This is a genomic window from Streptomyces sp. NPDC046465 (assembly GCF_040646035.1).
GTDB lineage: Bacteria > Actinomycetota > Actinomycetes > Streptomycetales > Streptomycetaceae > Streptomyces.
The window spans coordinates 15,077-36,204 of the sequence record NZ_JBEYZK010000011.1 but is presented as its reverse complement, the minus strand read 5'-3'; the positions used below and the strand labels follow the sequence as shown (position 1 = coordinate 36,204).

Below are 21,128 nucleotides of genomic sequence, written 5' to 3'. Positions count from 1 at the left end.
GAGGAACGCCCGAGCAGGAGTACGAGTGAAGACCGGGTCCACGGGTCACACGGGGTGAGCCACGGTTCACCAGCGTCGAGAGGTGCGTACAGCATGGCCAAGCAGAGCGTCGCCGAGCAGTTCGTCGACATCGTCGTCCGCGCGGGCGTCAAGCGTCTGTACGGAGTCGTCGGCGACAGCCTCAACCCCGTCGTGGACGCCATCCGCCGCACCAAGGAGATCGACTGGGTGCAGGTGCGGCATGAGGAGACCGCCGCCTTCGCGGCCGGCGCCGAGGCCCAGATCACCGGACGCCTGGCCGCCTGCGCGGGCTCCTGCGGCCCCGGCAACCTCCACCTGATCAACGGCCTGTACGACGCGCACCGCTCCATGGCCCCGGTCCTCGCCCTCGCCGCGCAGATCCCGTCGAGCGAGATCGGACTCGGGTACTTCCAGGAGACCCATCCGGACCAGTTGTTCCGCGAATGCAGTCACTACAGCGAGCTGATCTCGACGCCGAAGCAGATGCCGAGGCTGCTGCATACCGCCATCCAGAACGCCGTGGGCCGCAGCGGCGTCAGCGTCGTGTCGCTGCCCGGCGACGTCGCGGGCGAACCCGCCCCGGAGAAGGCCGCCGAGACCGCGCTGGTCACAGCGCGGCCCTCCGTGCGCCCCGGCGACATGGAGATCGAGCAGCTCGTGACGATGATCGACGAGGCGCGCAAGGTCACCCTCTTCTGCGGCAGCGGCACGGCGGGCGCGCACGCCGAGGTGATGGAGTTCGCCGAGAAGATCAAGTCCCCGGTGGGTCACGCCCTGCGCGGCAAGGAGTGGATCCAGTACGACAACCCGTACGACGTGGGCATGAGCGGCCTTCTGGGGTACGGGGCCGCCTACGAGGCGACGCACGAGTGCGACCTGCTGATCCTGCTCGGCACGGACTTCCCGTACAACGCCTTCCTGCCGGACGATGTGAAGATCGCTCAGGTGGACGTGCGCCCCGAGAACCTCGGGCGCCGCTCCAAGCTGGACCTCGCGGTCTGGGGCGACGTGCGGGAGACGCTGCGCTGTCTGACCCCGCGCGTCTCGCCGAAGTCGAACCGCAAGTTCCTCGACAAGATGCTGAAGAAGCACGCCGACGCCCTGGAGGGGGTCGTCAAGGCGTACACGCGCAAGGTCGAGAAGCACGTCCCCATCCATCCCGAGTACGTCGCCTCGGTCCTCGACGACCTCGCCGCCGATGACGCGGTCTTCACCGTCGACACCGGCATGTGCAACGTCTGGGCGGCCCGTTACCTCACCCCCAACGGCAAGCGGCGCATCATCGGCTCCTTCAGCCACGGCTCGATGGCGAACGCCCTGCCGCAGGCGATCGGCGCCCAGTTCACCGACCGCAAGCGGCAGGTCGTCTCGATGTCGGGCGACGGCGGCTTCTCGATGCTGATGGGCGACTTCCTCACCCTCGTCCAGCACGACCTGCCGGTGAAGGTGGTCCTGTTCAACAACTCCTCCTTGGGGATGGTGGAGTTGGAGATGCTGGTGGCCGGGCTGCCGAACTACGGCACGGCCAACCACAACCCCGACTTCGCCGCCGTCGCCCGCGCCGCGGGTGCCTACGGCGTCCGCGTGGAGAAGCCCAAGCAGCTCGCGGGCGCCCTCAAGGACGCCTTCGCGCACAAGGGCCCCGCCCTCGTCGACATCGTGACCGACCCGAACGCCCTCTCCATCCCGCCGAAGATCAGCTCGGACATGGTGACCGGCTTCGCCCTCTCCGCCAGCAAGATCGTCCTTGACGGCGGGGTGGGCCGGATGGTGCAGATGGCCCGCTCGAACCTGCGGAACGTGCCGAGGCCGTGACGCCCGCCCCGGCACCCGCCTCGGCACCCGCCCCGGCACCCGCTCCGGTCAGGCGGGCCGCAGCCGCAGCGTGACGATCTGGAACGGCCGCAGCGCGAGGGCCAGGCCCGCCTCGCCCGTCTCCGCCTCGTGCAGCGGCCGTTCGAGCAGGTCGGTCACCTCGGCCCCGGCCACCGGGAACGACGTGCCGAGCACGGCCGCCGCCCGCCCGCCGCGCGACTCGTAGAGACGTACGACGACGTCGCCGCTGCGGTCGTCGGCGAGCTTCACCGACTCGACGGTGACCGCCGGGTGGTCGACGCTCACCAGCGACGGCAGGGCGGGCGCGTCGGCCACCCGCAGCGGCAGATTGAGCGCGAGCCCCTCGGCGACCGCGTCGCCGGTGTCCGCCCCCGGCAGCAGCGCGTACGTGAAGCGGTGCGTGCCAAGGTCGGTCTCCGGGTCCGGGCTGTGCGGGGCCCGCAGCAGGGTCAGCCGCACGGTGGTGCCGAGCGCGTCGCCGTGGTCCTCGCGCGTCACGTCGTGGCCGTACGTCGAGTCGTTGAGCACCGCGACGCCGTACCCTTCCTCGGCCACCCGCAGCCAGCGGTGCGCGCAGATCTCGTAACGCGCCGCGTCCCAGCCGGTGTTGGCGTGTGTGGGCCGGTGCACATGGCCGAACTGGATCTCGGCGGCGGACCGTTCGGCGTGCACGTCGAGGGGGAACGCCGCCTTGAGGACCTTCTCCGACTCGCGCCAGTCGACGTCCGTGACGACGTCAAGACGCCGGCTGCCCGCCGCGAGACGGATCTCCTGGGTGATCCGCGACTCCCCGAAGGACCGCACCACGCGCACGGCGACCCGCAGCGGCCCGTCCTCGACGAGCTCGACGGACTCGGCGTTCGTGAGGTCGGTGTGCCGGTGCCGGTAGTGCTTGTCGAGGTCCCAGGCGTCGTAGTGCGTGGGGTGGTCCGGGTGCAGCTGGAGGAGGTTGCCGGGGGCGGCGAGCACCTCGCGGCCCGCGTCCAGGTCCTTGACGGAGGTCAGCAGCCCGGCGGCGTCGACGGTGACGCTCAGATGCTCGTTGGTGAGCAGGATCGTGTCGCCGGTCGTGTGCGCGACGGCCCCGGGGCCCGCGTCCCGCGCGGCGTCCAGGCTCCGCGAGCCGAGCGCGGGGACGGCGACGCGCACCAGTGTGCCGTCACCCGGGGCGACGACCTCGTCGCGCGGGTACGGCGATGCGTTCAGCGCCGCGGGCCCGCCCGCCCCGAGGGACCGCACGGCCGACGCCGTGATCTCGTCGAGCTCGGCGAGGACCCGCTCGTAGGTGTCGCGCGCCTCCCGGTGCACCCAGGCGATCGACGAGCCCGGCAGGATGTCGTGGAACTGGTGCAGAAGCACCGTCTTCCACAGCCGGTCGAGGGTGTCGTACGGATACACGTACGCGGGGTCGCGCACCGCGGCCGCCGTACACCACAACTCGGCCTCGCGCAGGGCGTGTTCGCTGCGCCGGTTGCCGCGCTTGGTCGCCGCCTGGGTGGTGTAGGTGGCGCGGTGCAGCTCCAGATACAGCTCGCCCGACCAGACCGGCGCCTGCCCGCCGTACTCCTCCTCGGCCGCCGCGAAGAACGCCGACGGCTTCTCGATCTCGACGCGCGGCGACCCCTCCAGGGAGCGCAGGCGCCGCGCCCGCTCCATCATCTCGCGGGTGGGGCCGCCCCCGCCGTCGCCCCAGCCGAACGGCACCAGGGAGCGGGAGGCGCGCCCCTTCTCGGCGAAGTTCCGTTCGGCATGGGCGAGTTCGGCGCCGTGGAACTGGGAGTTGTAGGTGTCGACGGGCGGGAAGTGGGTGAAGACCCGGGTGCCGTCGATGCCCTCCCACCAGAAGGTGTGGTGCGGCATCTTGTTGGACTGGTTCCAGCTGAGCTTCTGCGTGAGGAACCAGCGGATGCCCGCGAGCTTCGCCAACTGCGGGAAGGCGGCGGTGTAGCCGAAGGAGTCCGGCAGCCAGATCTCCTCGGTCTCGACGCCGAACTCCTCCCGGAAGAACCGCCTGCCGTGCGTGATCTGCCGGGCGAGCGCCTCGCCGCCCGGCATGTTGGCGTCCGACTCGACCCACATCGAGCCCACCGGCGCCCAGTTCCCGTCCGCCACGGCCTTCTTGATGCGCTCCCAGATGTGCGGCTGGTGCTCCTTCACCCAGGCGTACTGCTGGGCCTGCGAGCACGCGAAGACCAGCTCCGGGTACTCCTCGGCAAGCGCCGTCACATTGGCAAAGGTGCGCGAAGCCTTCCGTACCGTCTCGCGCAGGGGCCACAGCCACGCCGAGTCGATGTGCGCGTGACCGGCCGCCGACACCCGGTGCGCACTGGCGTGCGCGGGACGGGCGAGGACGTCGGCGAGCTCGGCACGCGCCGCGGCGGCCGTGCCGGGCACGTCGTGCAGGTCGAGCGCGTCGAGCATGTCCTCCAGGGCGCGCAGGATTTCGTGGCGACGCGGACGTTCGGGGTCCAGTTCGCGCATCAGCTCGGACAGCACCTCGATGTCCAAGGTCAACTGCCAAACGTCCTCGTCCAGTACGGCGAGATCGGCAGACGCGAATCGGTACATCGGGGTATTGCCTGCGGTCAGTACGTCGCCGAGGGGTGTCGGCATGAAGTCGTGCAGAACGACAGGATTGGCCGCCGCTTCAAGGAGTAGGTGCACCGGTTCGCCGCCCCGGGCGGGGGAGGCCACCGGAATATGCCGATTGCGCGGGTGAACGCCCTTCAGCGGGACGCCCGACGCGTCGTACACGAGCCCCTCCGCCTGGAAGCCGGGGCCGTCCCCGCTGAACCCGGGATCGATCACGACTTCGACCCGTCGGCCGCGCCACTCCTCCGGCACCCGACCTTGAATGCGGAACCAACTGGTGGACCAGGGGTTTCCCCACTCCGTGCCGGTCTCGAAGGGCTCGTAAGCGGCTTCGAGGGCCGTCCCGACCGGCACAGGTTCGCCCGGCGCGTGCCAGACGGAGAGGGAAAGCGGCGTGCGCCGCGCGTACTGGGCGGGCTGGATGAACTGGCGCAGTGCCCGCTCCAGGCGGCCTTCCACCAGCAGTCGATCGTCGTGCACTCGGGCTCCTCGGGGCTGAAGCGGTGGGGTCCACCGCTTCACTTCCCCCCGATGCCGTGATGCACCCCCCGCCATTGGTTGACGATTCGACAAGCGTGCCGCCACGGGCCCGGGGCATGCATCTCGTGAGGTTGTTCGAGCAGGGAGGCAGAGACATCGCTTTGTGGGCGGGGGTCATGACGAGGCAGTCACGTGGGGGCGGCCCCGGGGGAATCGGGGCCTGCTCGCCGAGAGAAACGGACGAGAGGACCGGCGAAGTGACGGGCGGCCCGGACAGCGGTCAGCTCGCGCGAAGGCTGGGAAGAGCGGATCTGCGGGCGGTGTCCGAGGTCAGGAGGGCCCTGAGGGAGCTCCTGCGGCACTGGGGGAAGCCGGGACGGTCCGAGACAGCCGAACTCCTCACCAGCGAACTGGTCACCAATGCACTGGTGCACACCGATCACGACGCGTACGTCACCGCGACCCTGGGCCCACGCGGCCTGCGCGTCGAGGTGCGGGACTTCGTGGCGGTCCGCCCCGAGCCGCGGGTACCGAACGCCGACGACGGTACGAACGGGCGGGGCCTGATCCTCGTGCAGTCCCTCGCCGACGCGTGGGGCGTGCGGGCGCACGGGGTGGGAAAGGTGGTGTGGTTCGAACTGGACAGCGGCGGCGGCACGGTATGAGCCGTGCCGCCGCCGGTCCGGTCGGGCCTGGTGCGATCAGCCGAACTGCTGCTCCAGGTCCTTGAGCTTCTGCTCCAGCGAGTCGAGCCGGGGCAGGGCCTGCGTGTCGTCCTCCGCCGTCAGGTCGACGGCGACGGGGACGGCGGGGTCGGCGGGGTCGGATCCGTCAGAGCCGTTCCTGACGGCCTGGAGGGAGGGCCGGGAGCGCACCGGCAGCTGTTCCTGCGGCGGTATTGCAGGGTCCGCGCCGACCTGCGCGGACCCGGCGGCCTGCGAGACGGCCTGCACCTCCACCTGACGGCCGCCGCCGCGGCCCTGCCAGTTCCGGTGGCCCCGGCTGAGCGCCTTGAGCTGGGCGCGCTCCAGCTTCTCCTGGTCACGCCTGCGCAGCCGCGTGACCTCCTTCTCGCGGCGGTCCTCCCGCACTTCCTCGACGGCCTCCTCCAGGGTGCGCACACCTTCGAGGAGCATCAGCGACCAGGCGGCGAAGGTCTCACGGGGTGCGCGCAGCCACCGCACGATGCGGATCTGCGGCAGCGGCCGCGGCACCAGGCCCTGCTCGCGCAACGCCGCCCGGCGGGTCTGCTTCAGCGCGCGGTCGAAGAGCACCGCGGCCGAAAGGGACATCCCGGCGAAGAAGTGCGGAGCGCCCGCGTGACTCAACCCCCGTGGCGCGTGCACCCAGTTGAACCAGGCGGCCGCACCCGCGAACGTCCACACGAGCAGCCGCGAACCGAGTGCCGCGTCGCCGTGGCTCGCCTCGCGCACGGCGAGGACGGAGCAGAACATCGCCGCCCCGTCGAGGCCGAACGGGACCAGGTACTCCCAGCCCCCGGAGAGGCTGAGGTTCTGCTGTCCGAAGCCGACCAGGCCGTGGAACGAGAGCGCGGCCGCGACGGCGGCGCAGCAGAACAGGAGCACGTAGGAGGCGGTGCCGTAGACGGCTTCCTTGCGTCTGCGGCGTTCCTCGCTGCGCTCCCACGAGTCGTCGCCCGCGCTCTCCTTCGCCGCCTTGCCGTGGCCTCGCTTGCCGCGCGCGAGCACCGCCACCGCCACCAGCATGCCCAGGAGCAGAACGCCGCCGGGAAGCAGCCAGTCCAGCGATATGTCGGTCAGTCTCATCTGGGGGTCCCTTGCGTTGCGGTAGGGCGTATCGGGCGCCATATTGACCCAACCCAGATGGCATGCAGGGGGTTTCGGGGGAAGAGGACGCCAAGGGGGGTGCATGGGAGCACACACGGCGTACTTTTGCTCGAACTCGTGGCCAGGAACCAGGCATTGAGTTCGATTAAACGAGGCTCGACCGAACGGGACTCAGCTGCTGAACGGGACTCAGCCGGTCAGGAGGCCGCGCTCAGCCGTGCGACGCGCTCCGCGTCGCAGGTGCGCGGGCAGGTGACGCAGGTGTCGTCGGGGCGCAGCGTGTAGAACATGCAGCAGCTCGCCCGGTCGCGGGTCGGCAGCGCCTCCCCAGCGGGGCCCGTCAGCTCCCGGAAGCCCGCCGTGCCGACGTAGGGCTTGGTGGCGCCGGGGAGCAGGCGCTCCAGCTCCGTCACCGCGCGCTGCTCCTCGCCGAAGAGGTGGGCGACGTACCAGAGGCCCTCGACGATCTCGTCGGTGGCAAGGCTCCACAGGGCGCGCGAGCGGCGCCGCATCCGGGGGCCGAAGGCGTCGAGGAGCGGCCCGAGGTGCTCGGCCACCGCGGCCCGCACCTCCGCGCGCAGTGCCTCCTCGTCCGGTACGACCCGGGCTCCGGGCAGGGCCGCGGCGGGGTCGTCGGGGAGGCAGGCGAATTCCTGTGTGCGTACGGCCATCCGGCCCAGCGTGCGGTGGAAGGAGACGTCGGCGACCGGGAAGCGGGGGACGCGGCGGTGCAGGAACCAGGGGACCGTGATGAGCAGGACGGCCGGCCAGGCATAGCGGTGCAGGCCGAAGCTGGCCACCACGTCCGGCCGCGCCTTGGTGCCGTAGTCCTTCAGGACCTGGGCGTCGTCCCAGGCGAGAAACGCGTCGAGGTCGGCCCCGCCCTCCGCGAGCCGGGCGGCGCTGACCCAGCCGCCGCCCTGGGGGGTCTGTTCCTCGCGGCCGAGCCCGGTGATGTGCATTCCGGAGTACACCTCGGCGAGGCGGGCATACGAGTCCGCTACGGCACTGTGAGCGCCCAGGGCGGGTGCGGCCAGGGTGGGTACGGACATGCGGGGACCACCGAATCGCGATCGATAGCAGGTTAGCCTTACCTTACCCGACGTGATCGAGGTTTCAACTCCGGTCCTGTCCGCCTATGGTGCCTCTCGTACCTTTCGGAGCAGTCAGAAGCGGGGCGGGACGTCGTGGAGCAGACCGGAGCACGCGAGGGGGGTCCCCTGGCCGGGCCGCCGCGCGTCCGGGTGCCGGAGCAGGCGGGGGCCGAGTCGCGCGGGCCCGCCGCGAACCGGGGGGAGCGCACGGTCGCCGTCCCCGGGCCCCGCCGCACGGTCCGGCGCAGCTCCGTGCGCGGGCAGATCCTCGCCGCGCTGCGCGCCGCCCTCGTCGGCGGCGAGCTCGCGCCCGGCGAGGTGTACTCGGCGCCCGCCCTCGGCGAGCGCTTCGGCGTCTCCGCGACCCCCGTCCGCGAGGCGATGCAGCAGCTGGCCGTCGAGGGCGCCGTGGAAGTCGTCCCCAATCGCGGCTTCCGGATCACCGAGCGCAGCACGCGGGAGCTCGCGGAGCTGGCCGAGGTGCGGGCGCTGATCGAGGTGCCCGTGATGCTGCGGCTCGCCCGCACCGTGCCCGCCGAGCGCTGGGCCGAGCTGCGGCCGCTGGCCGAGGCGACCGCGACCGCGGCGGCGGGCGGCGACCTCGCGCGCTACGCCGAGTCGGACCGCGCCTTCCACGGCGCGCTGCTCTCCCTGTCGGGCAACCAGCAACTGGTGCAGGTCGCGGACGATCTGCACCGGCGCTCGCAGTGGCCCCTGGCGAGCGGCCCCGTCGCGGGCCGCCGGGCCGACCTGGTGGCGGACGCGGCCGAGCACATGGCGCTCCTTGAAGCGCTGGCCGTCCAGGATCTGGGCGTGGTCTCGGCCCTGGTCAAGGAGCACTTCACGGGGGCCGCGGGCTGACGCCGCGCCGGGCCCTGGTGGGGCCCGGCGGCCGTGAAAGACAGGCTCTGAGCTACACCGCGGCGGCCGGTGGCTGCAGATGCTGGGCGAGCCACGACGGTACGCCGCCCAGGAGGCGGAACAGACGGGTGGCCTCGGCGCGCAGCCGGGTGGCCTCCGGCTCCGGCTCCGCGTCCGCGAGCGCGGCGAGCGCCGGGGCCGTGCCGACCAGGTAGCCCAACTCCTCGCGGATGCGCAGGGACTCCGTGAAACCGTGCCGCGCCTCGGCCAACTCCCCGTCGCGCAGGGCGAGTCCGGCCAGATGCCGCCAGGTGAAGGAGAGCAGCAGGGGGTCGGAGTGCGCCGTGGCGCCCGCGTGCGCCCTGCGGTAGGCCGCCTTCGCGGACTGCGGCGAGTCGGAGATGTGCTCCGCGATCAGCCCTCTGCGGAAGTCGAGCAGCGGCCGCCCGGGGGCGTTCGGGGCGAGCAGCGCGGCCGCCCTGCCGAGCGCCGTGCGTGCCTCGTCGGCCCGGTCGCGTACACCCAAGACCGTTGAGGCATACGCCAGTTGGCCTCGCTCGCAGGCCGCCGCGCCCCGGTCGCCGTCGTCCTCGGCGAGCGCCTCCGCGGTCCGCAGGCCGTCCTCGGCCTCGCCCCAGCCGTCCCCGGTGAACAGGCACCGCTCGACGAGGAGCGCCGTCCTCTGGAGTGCCGCGGCCGCCCCGCCCCGCGAGGCGAGCAGCGCTGCCGCGTCGGTCCAGCAGCCGCGTGAGCGCAGCCGCCATACCGCGGTCTGGAGTGGATCGTCCCCTGCAGTCGTTCCGGTACCAGACATGGCGGTATGCGCCACGTTGCCCTCCCCGAGCACCCCATTGAGCTGTTGAGTCGTGGGCGAATCTCAGCATGGATCGCGGCACCGGGCCAAGAGGCTGGGTGAAAGAATTCACAAAGGGCGGGCGAGGAACGGGGTCCTGGCCGGTCGGCGCCTTGCGGGCGCCGACCGGCTCCGCACCCCGATGACCTCAGCTCATCCGCAGCGCGAGGAAGAAGTCGAGCTTGTCCTCCAGGCGCGAGAGGTCACGGCCCGTCAACTGCTCGATGCGGCCCACCCGGTAGCGCAACGTGTTGACGTGCAGGTGCAGGCGCGCGGCGCAGCGCGTCCACGAGCCGTCGCAGTCGAGGAAGGCCTCCAGGGTCGGGATGAGCTCGGCGCGGTGGCGCTTGTCGTACTCCCGCAGCGGGTCGAGGAGGCGCGCGGTGAACGCCCGGCGCACGTCGTCGGGGACGAACGGCAGCAGCAGGACGTGCGAGGCCAGCTCCTGGTGCCCGGCCGCGCAGACCCGGCCGGGGCGCGCCGCGGCGACCCGGCGCGCGTGCCGCGCCTCTTCAAGGGCGCCGCGCAGGCCCTCCGCCGAGTGCACGGACGCGCTGACGCCAAGCGTGACGCGGCCGTCGCCGTCAAGGCCCGCCGACAGCGGGTCGTGCACGGACGCCAGGAGCGCGTCCGCGATCAGGCCCGTCTCCGAGCCGTCGTGCTCGCTGGAGACCGCGGGCAGCGGCACGAGCGCGATGGCCTCGTCGCCGGTGTGCGCGACCGCGATCCGGTCGGACGGCTCGGGCCCGGCCGCCGTCGGGTCCACGAGGATCTCCTCCAGGAGCGACTGGGCGACCGGACCGCCGTCGACCTCCCCGCCCTCCCACTCCACGCGGGCCACCACGACCTGCCAGTGCGGGGCCGCGCCGAGGCCCGGCAGGAGCACCGGGGCGGCGACGCGCAGCCGCGCGGCGATCTCGGCGGGCGCCGCGCCCGACTGCACCAGCTCAAGGACCTCCTGGGCCAGGCGGCGCCGCACGGTGCGGGCCGCGTCGCGCCGGTCGCGCTCGACAGCGATCAGCTGGGTCACGCCCTGTAGCAGGTCGAGGCGTTCCTCGGGCCAGTCGCCCGCGTCGGCCTCCACGGCGAGCATCCAGTCGGAGAGCACCGACTCGCGGACGTCGCGCGCGGCACCGGCCGATCCGCGCCCACTGGTCCGAATGGGGAACAGCGAGTACGTGACCGAGTCGACCGTCACGCGGTGCGGCCCGCGCCGGCCCGTCCGGACGGCCGCCAGGTGCTCCCCGGCCAGCCGTGCGCAGAGCGGCCCCGGCAGGGCGGTGCCCGCCGCGCCGGATCCGGCGATCACGCGCCCCGCGGGCGAGAGCACCCAGGCCCGCAGGTCCAGGTCGGTGCCGAGCAGGTCGAGGACGACGTCGGGGCCGCCGCCCGCGGGGCCCGAGGTCATCAGGCGGCGGTGCCGGTCGACGACGGCCGCGAGGTCCCCGGCGCGTTCGCCCGAGACCTGGCGCACCACGTGCTCGGTGATGGTCGCGAAGGCCACGGATTCGTTGACCGCGAAGAGCGGCAGGCGGTGCCGGGCGCAGGCCTCGACGATGTCGTCGGGGATGTCCCCGAGCTCGGCCTCACCGGCGGCGAGCGCCGCGACCCCCGCGCTCGCGAGGATGCGCACGAAGGGCTCGGTGTCCGAGGCGTCGTGGCGCCAGGCGAGGCCGGTGAGGACGAGCTCGCCCCCGGCCAGATAGCGGGTGGGGTCCCGCAGGTCCGTGGTCATCACACCGCGCACGGTGCGGTCCAGCTCGTCCTCGCCGCCGAGCAGCCGCAGGCCCAGCGCGTCGGTGTCCAGGAGTGCGCGCAGCCGCATGGTGTCGTCGCCGCCGATCTGTCTCGAATGGTGTGTACAAACATGTGCGCTCTGTAGCGACGGGGCCCGCTGTCGCAGGATGGCCGCGGTTTCCGGGGGGAACCCGCGAGGTTCCTGGGGCCCGTTCTTCATACGAATCTACAAGACGCGCGGCTTGGCCAGCCAACTCCTTCATGGTTTCGGTGACTGACCCCATCGGACGAGCGAGCGGTGTACTTGCCCCACTCCGCGTTAACAGCACATGAACGAGCAGTCGAGGGACCAACGGCCCGAGTGGCCTAAACGGAATCCTCTGATTCGGAAATCTCCGGTCCCTCGAAGCGAACGACCCTCGATACGAACAAGAAGAGAGCCTCATGGACTTCCTTCGCCCCGCCAGCTGGGAGGAGGCGCTCGCCGCCAAGGCCGAGCACCCCACGGCTGTGCCGATTGCGGGTGGCACCGACGTGATGGTCGAGATCAACTTCGACCACCGGCGTCCCGAGTACCTGCTCGACCTCAATCGCATCGCCGAGCTGCGCGAGTGGGCGGTGGGCGAGGAGACGGTCCAGCTGGGTGCCTCCGTCCCGTACACGCAGATCATGGAGGAGCTCCGCACGGAGCTCCCCGGCCTCGCGCTCGCCTCGCACACGGTGGCCTCGCCGCAGATCCGCAACCGCGGCGGCGTCGGCGGCAACCTGGGCACCGCGTCCCCCGCGGGCGACGCCCACCCGGCCCTTCTCGCCGCCGATTGCGAGGTCGAGGTGGAGTCTGTGCGGGGCTCCCGCCTGATCCCGATCGACGACTTCTACACCGGTGTGAAGCGGAACGCGCTCGCCGCGGACGAGCTCATCAAGTCCGTCCACATCAAGAAGGCGGACGGCCCGCAGCAGTACTCGAAGGTCGGCACCCGCAACGCGATGGTCATCGCCGTGTGCGCCTTCGGCATCGCGCTGCACCCCGAGACCCGCAGCGTGCGGACCGGCATCGGTTCCGCCGCCCCCACCCCCATTCGGGCGAAAGCGGCCGAGGACTTCCTGAACGCGGCCCTCGACGAGGGCGGTTTCTGGGAGAGCAAGAAGATCATCACCCCCTCGATCGCCAAGCAGTTCGCGGAGCTCGCCTCCGGTGCCGCCAACCCGATCGACGATGTGCGCGGCACGGCGAGCTACCGCCGCCACGCCGTCGGGATCATGGCCCGCCGCACGCTCGGCTGGACCTGGGAGTCGTACCGCGGCAACGGCCGCAGCACTGAGGGAGTCGCATAATGCGCGTGAACTTCACGGTCAACGGCCGTCAGCAGGAAGCCGACGACGTGTGGGAGGGCGAGTCCCTCCTCTACGTGCTGCGCGAGCGCATGGGCCTGCCGGGCTCCAAGAACGCCTGCGAGCAGGGCGAGTGCGGCTCCTGCACCGTCCGGCTCGACGGCATCCCGGTCTGTTCGTGTCTGGTCGCGGCGGGCCAGGTGGAGGGCCGCGAGGTCACCACCGTCGAGGGCCTCGCCGGTTACGCCAAGCACCGTCAGGACGCCCACCCGGGCGGCGGCTGCGCCTCCGGCGCGTGCGGCACCTCGCTGCAGGACGCCAAGGGGTGGCAGGCCAACCCGGAGAAGGGGGCCACCGACTCGCAGACCGGCGAGGGCGGCGAGCTCTCTCCCATCCAGCAGGCGTTCATCGACGCAGGCGCCGTCCAGTGCGGCTTCTGCACCCCCGGCCTGCTCGTCGCGGCCGACGAGATGCTGGAGCGCAACCCGCAGCCGTCCGACGCCGACATCCGCGAGGCGCTCTCCGGCAACCTCTGCCGCTGCACCGGCTACGAGAAGATCCTTGACGCGGTCCGCCTCGCGGCCGCGCGCCAGTCCGAGGGGGTCTGACGCCATGGGAACCACAGGTACACCCACCAAGATCACGCAGGGTTCCACGACCAAGGGCGGCATCGGCGAGTCGACGCTGCGCCCCGACGGCACCCTGAAGGTGACCGGCGAGTTCGCGTACTCCTCGGACATGTGGCACGAGGACATGCTGTGGGGTCACACCCTGCGCTCGACCGTCGCGCACGCCGAGATCGTCTCCATCGACATCTCGGAGGCGCTCGCGCAGTCCGGCGTCTACGCCGTCCTGACCTACGACGACCTGCCGGCCGCGATGAAGAACTACGGCCTGGAGATCCAGGACACCCCGGTCCTCGCGCACAAGAAGGTCCGCCACCACGGCGAGCCGGTGGCCATCGTGGCCGCCGACCACCCGGAGACCGCGCGCCGCGCCGCCGCCAAGATCAGAATCGAGTACAAGGAGCTGCCCCTCATCACCGATGAGGCCTCGGCGACCGCTCCCGACGCCGTACTCGTGCACGAGGGCCGCGACGACCACCACATCGGCCACGTCCCGCACCCGAACATCGTGCACCGCCAGCCGATCGTCCGCGGCAACGCCGAAGAGGCCGCGAAGAAGGCCGACTTCATCGTCAAGGGCGAGTACACCTTCGGCATGCAGGACCAGGCCTTCCTCGGTCCCGAGTCCGGTCTCGCGGTGCCTTCCGAGGACGGCGGCGTCGAGCTCTACGTCGCCACCCAGTGGCTGCACTCGGACCTCAAGCAGATCGCCCCCGTCCTCGGCCTGCCCGAGGAGAAGGTGCGCATGACGCTCTCCGGTGTCGGCGGCGCGTTCGGCGGCCGCGAGGACATCTCGATGCAGATCCACGCCTGCCTCCTGGCGCTGCGCACCGGCAAGCCGGTCAAGATCGTCTACAACCGGTTCGAGTCCTTCTTCGGCCACGTGCACCGCCATCCGGCGAAGCTCTACTACGAGCACGGCGCCACCAAGGACGGCAAGCTCACGCACATGAAGTGCAAGATCGTCCTGGACGGCGGCGCCTACGCGTCGGCCTCCCCGGCGGTCGTGGGCAACGCCTCGTCCCTCTCGGTCGGCCCGTACGTGATCGACGACGTCGACATCGAGGCGATCGCCCTCTACTCCAACAACCCGCCCTGCGGCGCGATGCGCGGCTTCGGCGCCGTCCAGGCCTGCTTCGCCTACGAGGCCCAGATGGACAAGCTCGCCGACAAGGTGGGCATGGACCGGGTCGAGTTCCGTCGGCTCAACGCCATGGAGCAGGGCACGCTCCTGCCGACCGGACAGCCGGTCGACTCGCCCGCCCCGGTCGCCGAGATCCTGCGCCGCATCAAGGCCCGCCCGCTGCCGCCCGAGCGCCAGTGGGAGTCCAGCGAGGGGGCCGACGTGCGCCAGCTGCCGGGCGGCCTGTCCAACACCACGCACGGCGAAGGTGTCGTACGCGGTGTGGGCTACGCGGTCGGCATCAAGAACGTCGGCTTCTCCGAGGGCTTCGACGACTACTCCACCGCCAAGGTGCGCATGGAGGTCATCAACGGCGAGCCCGTGGCGACCGTGCACACGGCGATGGCCGAGGTCGGCCAGGGCGGCGTCACCGTCCACGCGCAGATCGCGCGGACCGAGCTGGGCGTCACGCAGGTGACGATCCACCCCGCCGACACCCAGGTGGGCAGCGCGGGGTCGACGTCCGCGTCGCGCCAGACGTACGTCACCGGCGGCGCCGTCAAGAACTCCTGCGAGCTCGTCCGCGAGAAGGTCCTGGAGATCGGCCGCCGCAAGTTCGGCACGTACCACCCCGCGTGGGCCACCGCCGAACTGCTCCTGGAGGGCGGCAAGGTCGTCACCGACGGCGGCGAGGTCCTCGGCGACCTGGTCGACGTCCTGGCGGGCGAGACCGTCGAGATCGAGGCCGAGTGGCGCCACCGCCCCACCGTCGCCTTCGACCTGGAGACCGGCCAGGGCAACGGCCACGTCCAGTACTCCTTCGCCGCGCACCGCGCGGTCGTGGAGGTCGACACCGAGCTCGGCCTGGTCAAGGTCATCGAACTGGCCTGCGCCCAGGACGTCGGCAAGGCGCTCAACCCGCTGTCCGTGATCGGCCAGATCCAGGGTGGCACCACCCAGGGCCTGGGCGTCGCGGTCATGGAGGAGATCATCGTCGACCCGAAGACCGCGAAGGTCAGGAACCCCTCCTTCACGGACTACCTGATCCCCACCATCCTCGACACGCCGACCATCCCCGTCGACGTGCTCGAACTCGCCGACGAGCACGCCCCGTACGGGCTCCGCGGCATCGGCGAGGCCCCGACCCTGTCGTCCACCCCGGCGGTCCTCGCGGCCATCCGGAACGCGACGGGCCTGGAGCTCAACAGGACGCCGGTACGGCCTGAGCACCTGACCGGCACGTAGTCCTGCCGGGGTGGAGAGCAGCCGTCCACCCCCCCAAATTCTCCGAGCGGTGCGGGCGATCCCAGGAACGTCACACTTCCACCCGCCCGCACCGCTCGGAGCCCAGCTCCCCCTCCCCACGAGGGAGCGTCGTTCGTCTCGGGCCGTCCCCCGGGTCGTGCAGCCAATGCACCATCCCAAATCCCGTGAACTCAGCGGGTGCCCCTGTGAACCTTGGGAGTAGGCACCATGACCCAGTCGTCAGTGGAGCCCAAGACCACCGCAGAGGACGCGGGCCCCGGCTCACGCGTCCCGGCCGGCAGGTCTTGGCTCGATCGGTACTTTCACATATCCCTCCGGGGATCGACGGTCGCGCGTGAGGTGCGCGGCGGCATCACCACCTTCATGGCGATGGCGTACATCGTCCTGCTCAACCCCGTCCTGCTGTCGGGGAAGGACGCGGCCGGAGACACCATGGGCCAGAAGGCCCTGGTCACCGCGACGGCGCTCGCCGCGGCCGTCACCACGCTCCTGATGGGGTTCGTCGGCAAGGTGCCCCTGGCCCTGGCCGCCGGACTCTCCGTGTCCGGAGTGATCTCCTCGCAGGTCGCGCCCGAGATGACCTGGCCGCAGGCCATGGGCATGTGCGTGATGTACGGCGCCGTGATCATGCTCCTTGTGGTCACCGGGCTGCGCGAGATGATCATGAATGCGATCCCGCTCGCCCTCAAGCACGGCATCACCATGGGCATCGGGCTCTTCATCGCCATCATCGGCCTGGTCAAGGGCGGCTTCGTGCACCCCGGCAGGGCCACCCCGCTCTCGCTCGGCCCCGCCGGTGAACTCTCCGGCTGGCCCGTACTGCTCTTCGCGGGCACCCTGCTGCTGATCTTCATGCTGCAGGCGCGCAACACCCCGGGCGCGATCCTGATCGGCATCGTCACCGGCACCGTCGTGGCCGTCGCACTCAACGCGTTCGACGTCATCGACCCCAAGCAGTGGGCGAACGGCGCCCCCGAACTGCACGGCAGCGCGATCTCGTCCCCCGACTTCTCCCTCCTCGGCGACGTCGAGTTCGGCGGCTGGGGCGAGGTCGGCGCGATGACCGTCGGCATGATCGTCTTCACCCTGGTCCTGGCCGGCTTCTTCGACGCGATGGCCACCATCATCGGCGTCGGCACCGAGGCCAACCTCGCCGACGACAAGGGCCGCATGCCGGGCCTGTCCAAGGCGCTGTTCATCGACGGCGCCGGCGGTGCCATCGGCGGCGTGGCGGGCGGCTCCGGCCAGACCGTCTTCGTGGAGTCCGCGACCGGCGTCGGCGAAGGCGCCCGCACCGGCCTCTCCTCGGTCATCACCGGCCTGTTCTTCGCCGGCTGCCTCTTCTTCACGCCGGTCACCGCGATCGTGCCCCAGGAGGTCGCGTCCGCCGCGCTCGTCGTCATCGGAGCGATGATGATGATGAACGCCCGGCACGTCGACTGGGCCGACCGCGCCACCGCGATCCCGGTCTTCCTGACCGTCGTGCTCATGCCCTTCACGTACACCATCACCACCGGTGTCGCGGCGGGCGTCATCTCCTGGGTCGCCATCAAGATCGCCCAGGGCAAGGCCCGCGAGATCGGGGCCTTCATGTGGGGCCTGACGCTCGTCTTCATCATCTATTTCGCCCTCAACCCCATCGAGAGCTGGCTGGGCGTCCACTGAGGCGCCGAGCCCTCCGCACACCCGTAGAGCCTTGAGGAGGCCGAGATGCTGGACATCGCCGACGAGCTGAACCGGTGGGTCGAGCAGGGACGTGACTTCGCCGTCGCCACCGTGGTGGCGGTCGGCGGCAGCGCGCCCCGGCAACCGGGCGCCGCGCTCGCCGTCGACAGCGAGGGCACGGCGATCGGCTCGGTCTCCGGCGGATGTGTGGAGGGCGCCGTCTATGAACTGTGCCGACAGTCCCTCGACGACGGCGAGACCGTACTCGAACGCTTCGGCTACAGCGACGAGGACGCCTTCGCCGTGGGTCTGACCTGCGGTGGCATCATCGACATCCTCGTCACCCCGGTCCGCGCGGACGCCGCTGCGCGGCCGGTCATCGGCGCCGCGCTCGCCGCCGCGTCCGCCGGGGAGGCGGCAGCCGTCGCCCGCGTCACCTCCGGACCCACCGGCCTTCTCGGCCGCGCCCTCCTCGTCCGCGCGACGGACGGGGCGGGGGCGTACGAGGGCGGCCTCGGCGGCCATCCGGAGCTGGACCGCACGGTGGCGGGGGAGGCGCGCGCGCTGCTCGACGCGGGCCGCACCGCGATCGTGGAGATCGGCGAGGACGGCTCCCGGTGCGGCTCGCCGCTGGTCGTCCTCGTCGAGTCCAGCGTCCCGCCGCCCCGCATGATCGTGTTCGGGGCCATCGACTTCGCCTCGGCGCTGGTACGCATGGGCAAGTTCCTCGGCTACCACGTGACCGTGTGCGACGCGCGCCCCGTCTTCGCGACGCCGACGCGCTTCCCCGACGCCGACGAGATCGTCGTCGAGTGGCCGCACCGCTACCTGGAGTCCGCCGACGTCGACGCCCGCACCGTCCTCTGCGTCCTCACGCACGACGCCAAGTTCGACGTGCCGCTGCTGCACCTGGCGCTGCGGCTGCCCGTCGCCTACGTCGGCGCCATGGGTTCGCGCCGCACCCACGAGGACCGCAACGAGCGCCTGCGCGAAGTGGGCGTCACCGAGCTGGAGTTGGCCCGCCTGCACTCGCCCATCGGGCTCGACCTGGGCGCACGCACGCCCGAGGAGACCGCCCTGTCGATCGCCTCGGAGATCGTCGCCCACCGGCGCGGCGGCAGCGGAGTCTCCCTGACCGGCGCGCACACGCCCATCCACCACGACGCGGCACGCACCCCCTCGGGGCGGATCGGCTCGGTCGCCTGAGCGGCGCCCTTCTTTACGGGGACGGCTTCCGCCTTTGCGTACGCCTTCCGCCTTTACGGACGGCTTCCGCCTTTACGGACGGCTTCCGTCTTTACGGACGGCTTCCGTCTTTACGGACGGCTTCCGCTCGGTACCGGTACCGGTCCCGCCGCGATCAGCCGGTCCGCGGCGCCCCCGAACATCCGCCGCGCCACGGCCGCGAGAACCCCGTCGAAGAGCGCGGGCAGCCACCGTACGCGCAGGTCCTCGCGCCACACCAGCGCCGAACCCGGGCCGTGCGCGGGGTAGACCTCGATCTCCGCCCACCCCGTCACGAGCGTCCCCCGCTTCTCCAGACGGCAGCGCCCCGGTGCCGTACCGTCCGGCGGGCTCCACTCGACGACCTCCATCACGTCGTCGAAGCCGACGGGGCCCAGCGCGCTGCGGGCGACGAAGACCGTGCCCACGTGGGTGGGCGGGGGAGTGCGGACCGCGACGCGGGTGAGCGGGACGACGTCGCCGTGCCGCTCCCAGGCGGTGAGGCGGCGCCACGCCTCGGCGGCGGGCAGGGGAAGGTCTCGGGTGATCTGGAAGATGGCCACGGTGTGAGCCTGCCAGGCCGGGGCCCGGATGGCAGCGGGCCGAGGGCACCGGGCCGACGGCAGCGGGGCCATCCGGTACAGGCCAGGCCCTAGCGGTAGACCTTGCCCGGCTCCGCCTTGCCCGGCGCGAGCAGCTGCGGGACCGTCACGAAGACGTATCCGCGCTTCTTCAGCTCGTCGATGACACCGGGGACGGCCGGCACGGTGCCCTTGTAGATGTCGTGCAGCAGGATGATGCCGTCCCGCTTCGTCTGGTCGATGACCCGCTTCTGGATCAGCTTGGAGTCATTGGTCGTGTAGTCCTTCGCGGTGACGGTCCACAGGACCTCCGCGAGGCCGAGCTCCTTGGAGAGCTTGTTGACGTCGTCGTCGGTGCGGCCCTGCGGCGGGCGCATCAGCGTCGGCTTCTTGCCTATGAGCTTCTCGATCGCCTTGTTGGGGCGCTCCAGCTCGCTGCGCGCCGCCTTCTCGTCGATCTTCGTCAGGATCTTGTGCGACCAGGTGTGGCTGGCGACCTCGTGGCCCTCGGCGTCCATCTGCTTCACGAGCTCGGGGTACTTCTCGATGTGGTTCTTGCCGAGCGTGAAGAAGGTGGCGTGGACCTGCTTCTCCTTGAGGATCTTGAGAAGTCTGGGCGTGTTCTCACTGGGGCCCGCGTCGAAGGTCAGCGCCACGCACTTGGCCTTGCGGCAGTCGACGGTGCCCATCTTTCCCTGATCCGCGGCCTTCGCGTCCGCGCCTTCCTTACGGACGGTGCTGGGCGAGGTGGTGTCGAGCTGGGTGCACCCCGTCAGGGCGAGCGTGAGGGCCGCTCCCGTCGCGAGGACGGATATGGCGCGACGAGGCAACCTCTTGGGGGAGCGCGTCGTCTTGATCTCGGAAGGGATGTTCGTGGGGGGCATGTACACACTATACACATCGTGTATACACCTCGCGCATAGTGTGCGTCGACTTCCGGCGGAACGGGTAAGGGCAGCGGGCAGGCGACACCTCACCGGCCCTTCCCCGAGGAGCAAGATGTCACCGTCCCCCCGGCCCCGCGCCGCGCTCGCCATGTCGCAGGGAGCGGCCGAGGCCGTCCTGGAACAGCCTGCCCTCGACGCGCTCGCCCGGGTCACGACGCTCGAACCGCCGCCCGTGCTCGACGACTTCTCCACCGACCGCGCCCGCGCCGTGCTCGCCGGGGCCGAGCTCCTCGTCACCGGCTGGGGCTGCCCACCCCTCACCGCCGAGGTGCTCGCACACGCCCCGCGCCTGCGCGCCGTCGCCCACACGGCGGGCTCCGTGCGCGCCCACATCACCGAGGCGTGCTGGGAGCGCGGCATCGAGGTGTCCTCGGCCGCAGCCGCCAACGCGCTGCCCGTCGCCGAGTACACCGTCGCGATGGTCCTGCTCACCGGCAAGCGCGTCCTGGAGAGCGCCCGCGACTTCCGCGCCGCCCGCGCCGAGGTGGACTGGCGGCGCACGCCCCGCGGCGTCGGCAACTACCGCCGCTCGGTGGGCCTCCTCTCCGCCTCGCTGATCGGGCGCCGCGTCATCGAGCTCCTTCGCCCCTACGACCTTCGAGTGCTGCTGTCCGACCCGTATGTGTCCGAGGAGGAGGCCGCCGCGCTCGGCGTGGAGCTCGTGCCGCTCGCCGAGCTCTTCGCGCGGAGCGACACCGTGAGCGTGCACACCCCGCTGCTGCCCGCCACGCACGGTCTCGTCGGCCGTGAGCTGCTCGCGTCGATGCGCCCCGGCGCCGTGCTCATCAACACCGCGCGCGGCGCCGTCGTCGACCAGGAGGCGCTCACCGACGCCGTCACCGCGGGCCGCGTCCGCGCGGTGCTCGACGTGACCGACCCTGACGTCCTGCCGCCCGGCCATCCGCTGTGGGACTGCGAGCACGCCCTGCTCACCCCGCACCTCGCGGGCTCCCAGGGCAACGAGTGGCGGCGCCTCGCCGAACTCGCCGTCGACGAGGTCAGCCGCTGGGCCGCGGGCGACGGCTTCGCCCACGCGGTACGACGCGACAGGCTCCCGTACATGGCATGAGACGGATGGCGTG

At 71.6% G+C, this 21,128-nt stretch carries 16 protein-coding genes; 9 read left to right on the top strand and 7 right to left on the bottom strand.

Features of this window, described 5'->3' with window-relative positions; genetic code table 11:
* Window positions 1-93 precede the first annotated feature (93 nt).
* A complete protein-coding gene (locus ABZ953_RS18410) occupies window positions 94-1,836 on the top strand; it encodes a pyruvate dehydrogenase (protein ID WP_361724482.1) in 1,743 nt (580 codons plus the stop codon).
* Between the two features lie 48 nt (window positions 1,837-1,884).
* Here ABZ953_RS18410 and ABZ953_RS18405 read toward each other — a convergent pair whose 3' ends face one another.
* Window positions 1,885-4,929 (bottom strand): glycoside hydrolase family 38 C-terminal domain-containing protein, encoded by a 3,045-nt coding sequence (locus ABZ953_RS18405; RefSeq protein ID WP_361724479.1) that lies wholly within the window; start codon window positions 4,927-4,929, stop codon window positions 1,885-1,887.
* A 176-nt stretch (window positions 4,930-5,105) separates the two neighbouring features.
* On the opposite strand from ABZ953_RS18405, the gene ABZ953_RS18400 reads away from it, so the two are divergent.
* Window positions 5,106-5,594, top strand: a complete 489-nt coding sequence (locus tag ABZ953_RS18400; RefSeq protein WP_361724476.1) for an ATP-binding protein — start codon at window positions 5,106-5,108, stop codon at window positions 5,592-5,594.
* A gap of 36 nt (window positions 5,595-5,630) precedes the next feature.
* On the opposite strand, the gene ABZ953_RS18395 is transcribed toward ABZ953_RS18400, so the two are convergent.
* Window positions 5,631-6,716 (bottom strand): DUF2637 domain-containing protein, encoded by a 1,086-nt coding sequence (locus ABZ953_RS18395; protein ID WP_361724473.1) that lies wholly within the window; start codon window positions 6,714-6,716, stop codon window positions 5,631-5,633.
* 218 nt (window positions 6,717-6,934) lie between these two features.
* The gene (locus tag ABZ953_RS18390; RefSeq protein ID WP_361724470.1) at window positions 6,935-7,789 is read right to left on the bottom strand and encodes a (2Fe-2S)-binding protein; all 855 of its coding nucleotides are present in this window, start codon (window positions 7,787-7,789) and stop codon (window positions 6,935-6,937) included.
* A 135-nt stretch (window positions 7,790-7,924) separates the two neighbouring features.
* Between ABZ953_RS18390 and ABZ953_RS18385 the strand changes: the two genes are divergently transcribed.
* A complete protein-coding gene (locus ABZ953_RS18385; RefSeq protein ID WP_361724467.1) occupies window positions 7,925-8,692 on the top strand; it encodes a GntR family transcriptional regulator in 768 nt (255 codons plus the stop codon).
* Window positions 8,693-8,744: 52 nt separating this feature from the next.
* Here ABZ953_RS18385 and ABZ953_RS18380 read toward each other — a convergent pair whose 3' ends face one another.
* Window positions 8,745-9,506 carry a hypothetical protein gene (locus ABZ953_RS18380; RefSeq protein ID WP_361724464.1) on the bottom strand — a complete coding sequence of 254 codons (762 nt, stop codon included), beginning with the start codon at window positions 9,504-9,506 and terminating at the stop codon, window positions 8,745-8,747.
* Between the two features lie 187 nt (window positions 9,507-9,693).
* The gene (locus ABZ953_RS18375; RefSeq protein ID WP_361724461.1) at window positions 9,694-11,370 is read right to left on the bottom strand and encodes a PucR family transcriptional regulator ligand-binding domain-containing protein; all 1,677 of its coding nucleotides are present in this window, start codon (window positions 11,368-11,370) and stop codon (window positions 9,694-9,696) included.
* Between the two features lie 356 nt (window positions 11,371-11,726).
* Here ABZ953_RS18375 and ABZ953_RS18370 point away from each other — a divergent pair, with 356 nt between their 5' ends.
* The 5 genes from ABZ953_RS18370 to ABZ953_RS18350 all read left to right on the top strand — a co-directional run bounded on the left by ABZ953_RS18370 (window position 11,727) and on the right by ABZ953_RS18350 (window position 18,500).
* Window positions 11,727-12,617 carry an FAD binding domain-containing protein gene (locus ABZ953_RS18370; protein ID WP_361724458.1) on the top strand — a complete coding sequence of 297 codons (891 nt, stop codon included), beginning with the start codon at window positions 11,727-11,729 and terminating at the stop codon, window positions 12,615-12,617.
* Window positions 12,617-13,222, top strand: coding sequence for a (2Fe-2S)-binding protein (locus ABZ953_RS18365; protein ID WP_361724455.1), 606 nt, complete (start codon window positions 12,617-12,619; stop codon window positions 13,220-13,222). The genes ABZ953_RS18370 and ABZ953_RS18365 overlap by 1 nt, the downstream gene beginning before the upstream one ends.
* A 4-nt stretch (window positions 13,223-13,226) precedes the next feature.
* The gene (locus tag ABZ953_RS18360) at window positions 13,227-15,608 is read left to right on the top strand and encodes a molybdopterin cofactor-binding domain-containing protein (protein ID WP_361724452.1); all 2,382 of its coding nucleotides are present in this window, start codon (window positions 13,227-13,229) and stop codon (window positions 15,606-15,608) included.
* Window positions 15,609-15,836: 228 nt separating this feature from the next.
* Entirely contained in the window at window positions 15,837-17,294 is a 1,458-nt protein-coding gene (locus ABZ953_RS18355) for an NCS2 family permease (RefSeq protein ID WP_361724449.1), read from the top strand.
* A 45-nt stretch (window positions 17,295-17,339) separates the two neighbouring features.
* Window positions 17,340-18,500 carry an XdhC/CoxI family protein gene (locus ABZ953_RS18350; protein ID WP_361724446.1) on the top strand — a complete coding sequence of 387 codons (1,161 nt, stop codon included), beginning with the start codon at window positions 17,340-17,342 and terminating at the stop codon, window positions 18,498-18,500.
* Between the two features lie 110 nt (window positions 18,501-18,610).
* On the opposite strand, the gene ABZ953_RS18345 is transcribed toward ABZ953_RS18350, so the two are convergent.
* Both ABZ953_RS18345 and ABZ953_RS18340 read right to left on the bottom strand, forming a co-directional pair.
* Window positions 18,611-19,081 carry an SRPBCC family protein gene (locus ABZ953_RS18345; RefSeq protein ID WP_361724443.1) on the bottom strand — a complete coding sequence of 157 codons (471 nt, stop codon included), beginning with the start codon at window positions 19,079-19,081 and terminating at the stop codon, window positions 18,611-18,613.
* A gap of 89 nt (window positions 19,082-19,170) precedes the next feature.
* Window positions 19,171-19,983 (bottom strand): polysaccharide deacetylase family protein, encoded by an 813-nt coding sequence (locus ABZ953_RS18340; protein WP_361724440.1) that lies wholly within the window; start codon window positions 19,981-19,983, stop codon window positions 19,171-19,173.
* A 115-nt stretch (window positions 19,984-20,098) separates the two neighbouring features.
* Between ABZ953_RS18340 and ABZ953_RS18335 the strand changes: the two genes are divergently transcribed.
* Entirely contained in the window at window positions 20,099-21,115 is a 1,017-nt protein-coding gene (locus tag ABZ953_RS18335; protein WP_361724437.1) for a hydroxyacid dehydrogenase, read from the top strand.
* The last annotated feature ends 13 nt before the right edge of the window (window positions 21,116-21,128 follow it).

Bases quoted from the DNA above. Each gene is read 5' to 3' on its own strand.
- ABZ953_RS18380 (WP_361724464.1), bottom strand. From the start codon at position 9,506: ATGTCTGGTACCGGAACGACTGCAGGGGACGATCCACTCCAGACCGCG.
- ABZ953_RS18370 (WP_361724458.1), top strand. From the start codon at position 11,727: ATGGACTTCCTTCGCCCCGCCAGCTGGGAGGAGGCGCTCGCCGCCAAG.
- ABZ953_RS18410 (WP_361724482.1), top strand. From the start codon at position 94: ATGGCCAAGCAGAGCGTCGCCGAGCAGTTCGTCGACATCGTCGTCCGC.
- ABZ953_RS18375 (WP_361724461.1), bottom strand. From the start codon at position 11,370: ATGCGGCTGCGCGCACTCCTGGACACCGACGCGCTGGGCCTGCGGCTG.
- ABZ953_RS18390 (WP_361724470.1), bottom strand. From the start codon at position 7,789: ATGTCCGTACCCACCCTGGCCGCACCCGCCCTGGGCGCTCACAGTGCC.
- ABZ953_RS18355 (WP_361724449.1), top strand. From the start codon at position 15,837: ATGACCCAGTCGTCAGTGGAGCCCAAGACCACCGCAGAGGACGCGGGC.
- ABZ953_RS18360 (WP_361724452.1), top strand. From the start codon at position 13,227: ATGGGAACCACAGGTACACCCACCAAGATCACGCAGGGTTCCACGACC.
- ABZ953_RS18365 (WP_361724455.1), top strand. From the start codon at position 12,617: ATGCGCGTGAACTTCACGGTCAACGGCCGTCAGCAGGAAGCCGACGAC.
- ABZ953_RS18400 (WP_361724476.1), top strand. From the start codon at position 5,106: ATGACGAGGCAGTCACGTGGGGGCGGCCCCGGGGGAATCGGGGCCTGC.
- ABZ953_RS18395 (WP_361724473.1), bottom strand. From the start codon at position 6,716: ATGAGACTGACCGACATATCGCTGGACTGGCTGCTTCCCGGCGGCGTT.
- ABZ953_RS18350 (WP_361724446.1), top strand. From the start codon at position 17,340: ATGCTGGACATCGCCGACGAGCTGAACCGGTGGGTCGAGCAGGGACGT.
- ABZ953_RS18340 (WP_361724440.1), bottom strand. From the start codon at position 19,983: ATGCCCCCCACGAACATCCCTTCCGAGATCAAGACGACGCGCTCCCCC.
- ABZ953_RS18335 (WP_361724437.1), top strand. From the start codon at position 20,099: ATGTCACCGTCCCCCCGGCCCCGCGCCGCGCTCGCCATGTCGCAGGGA.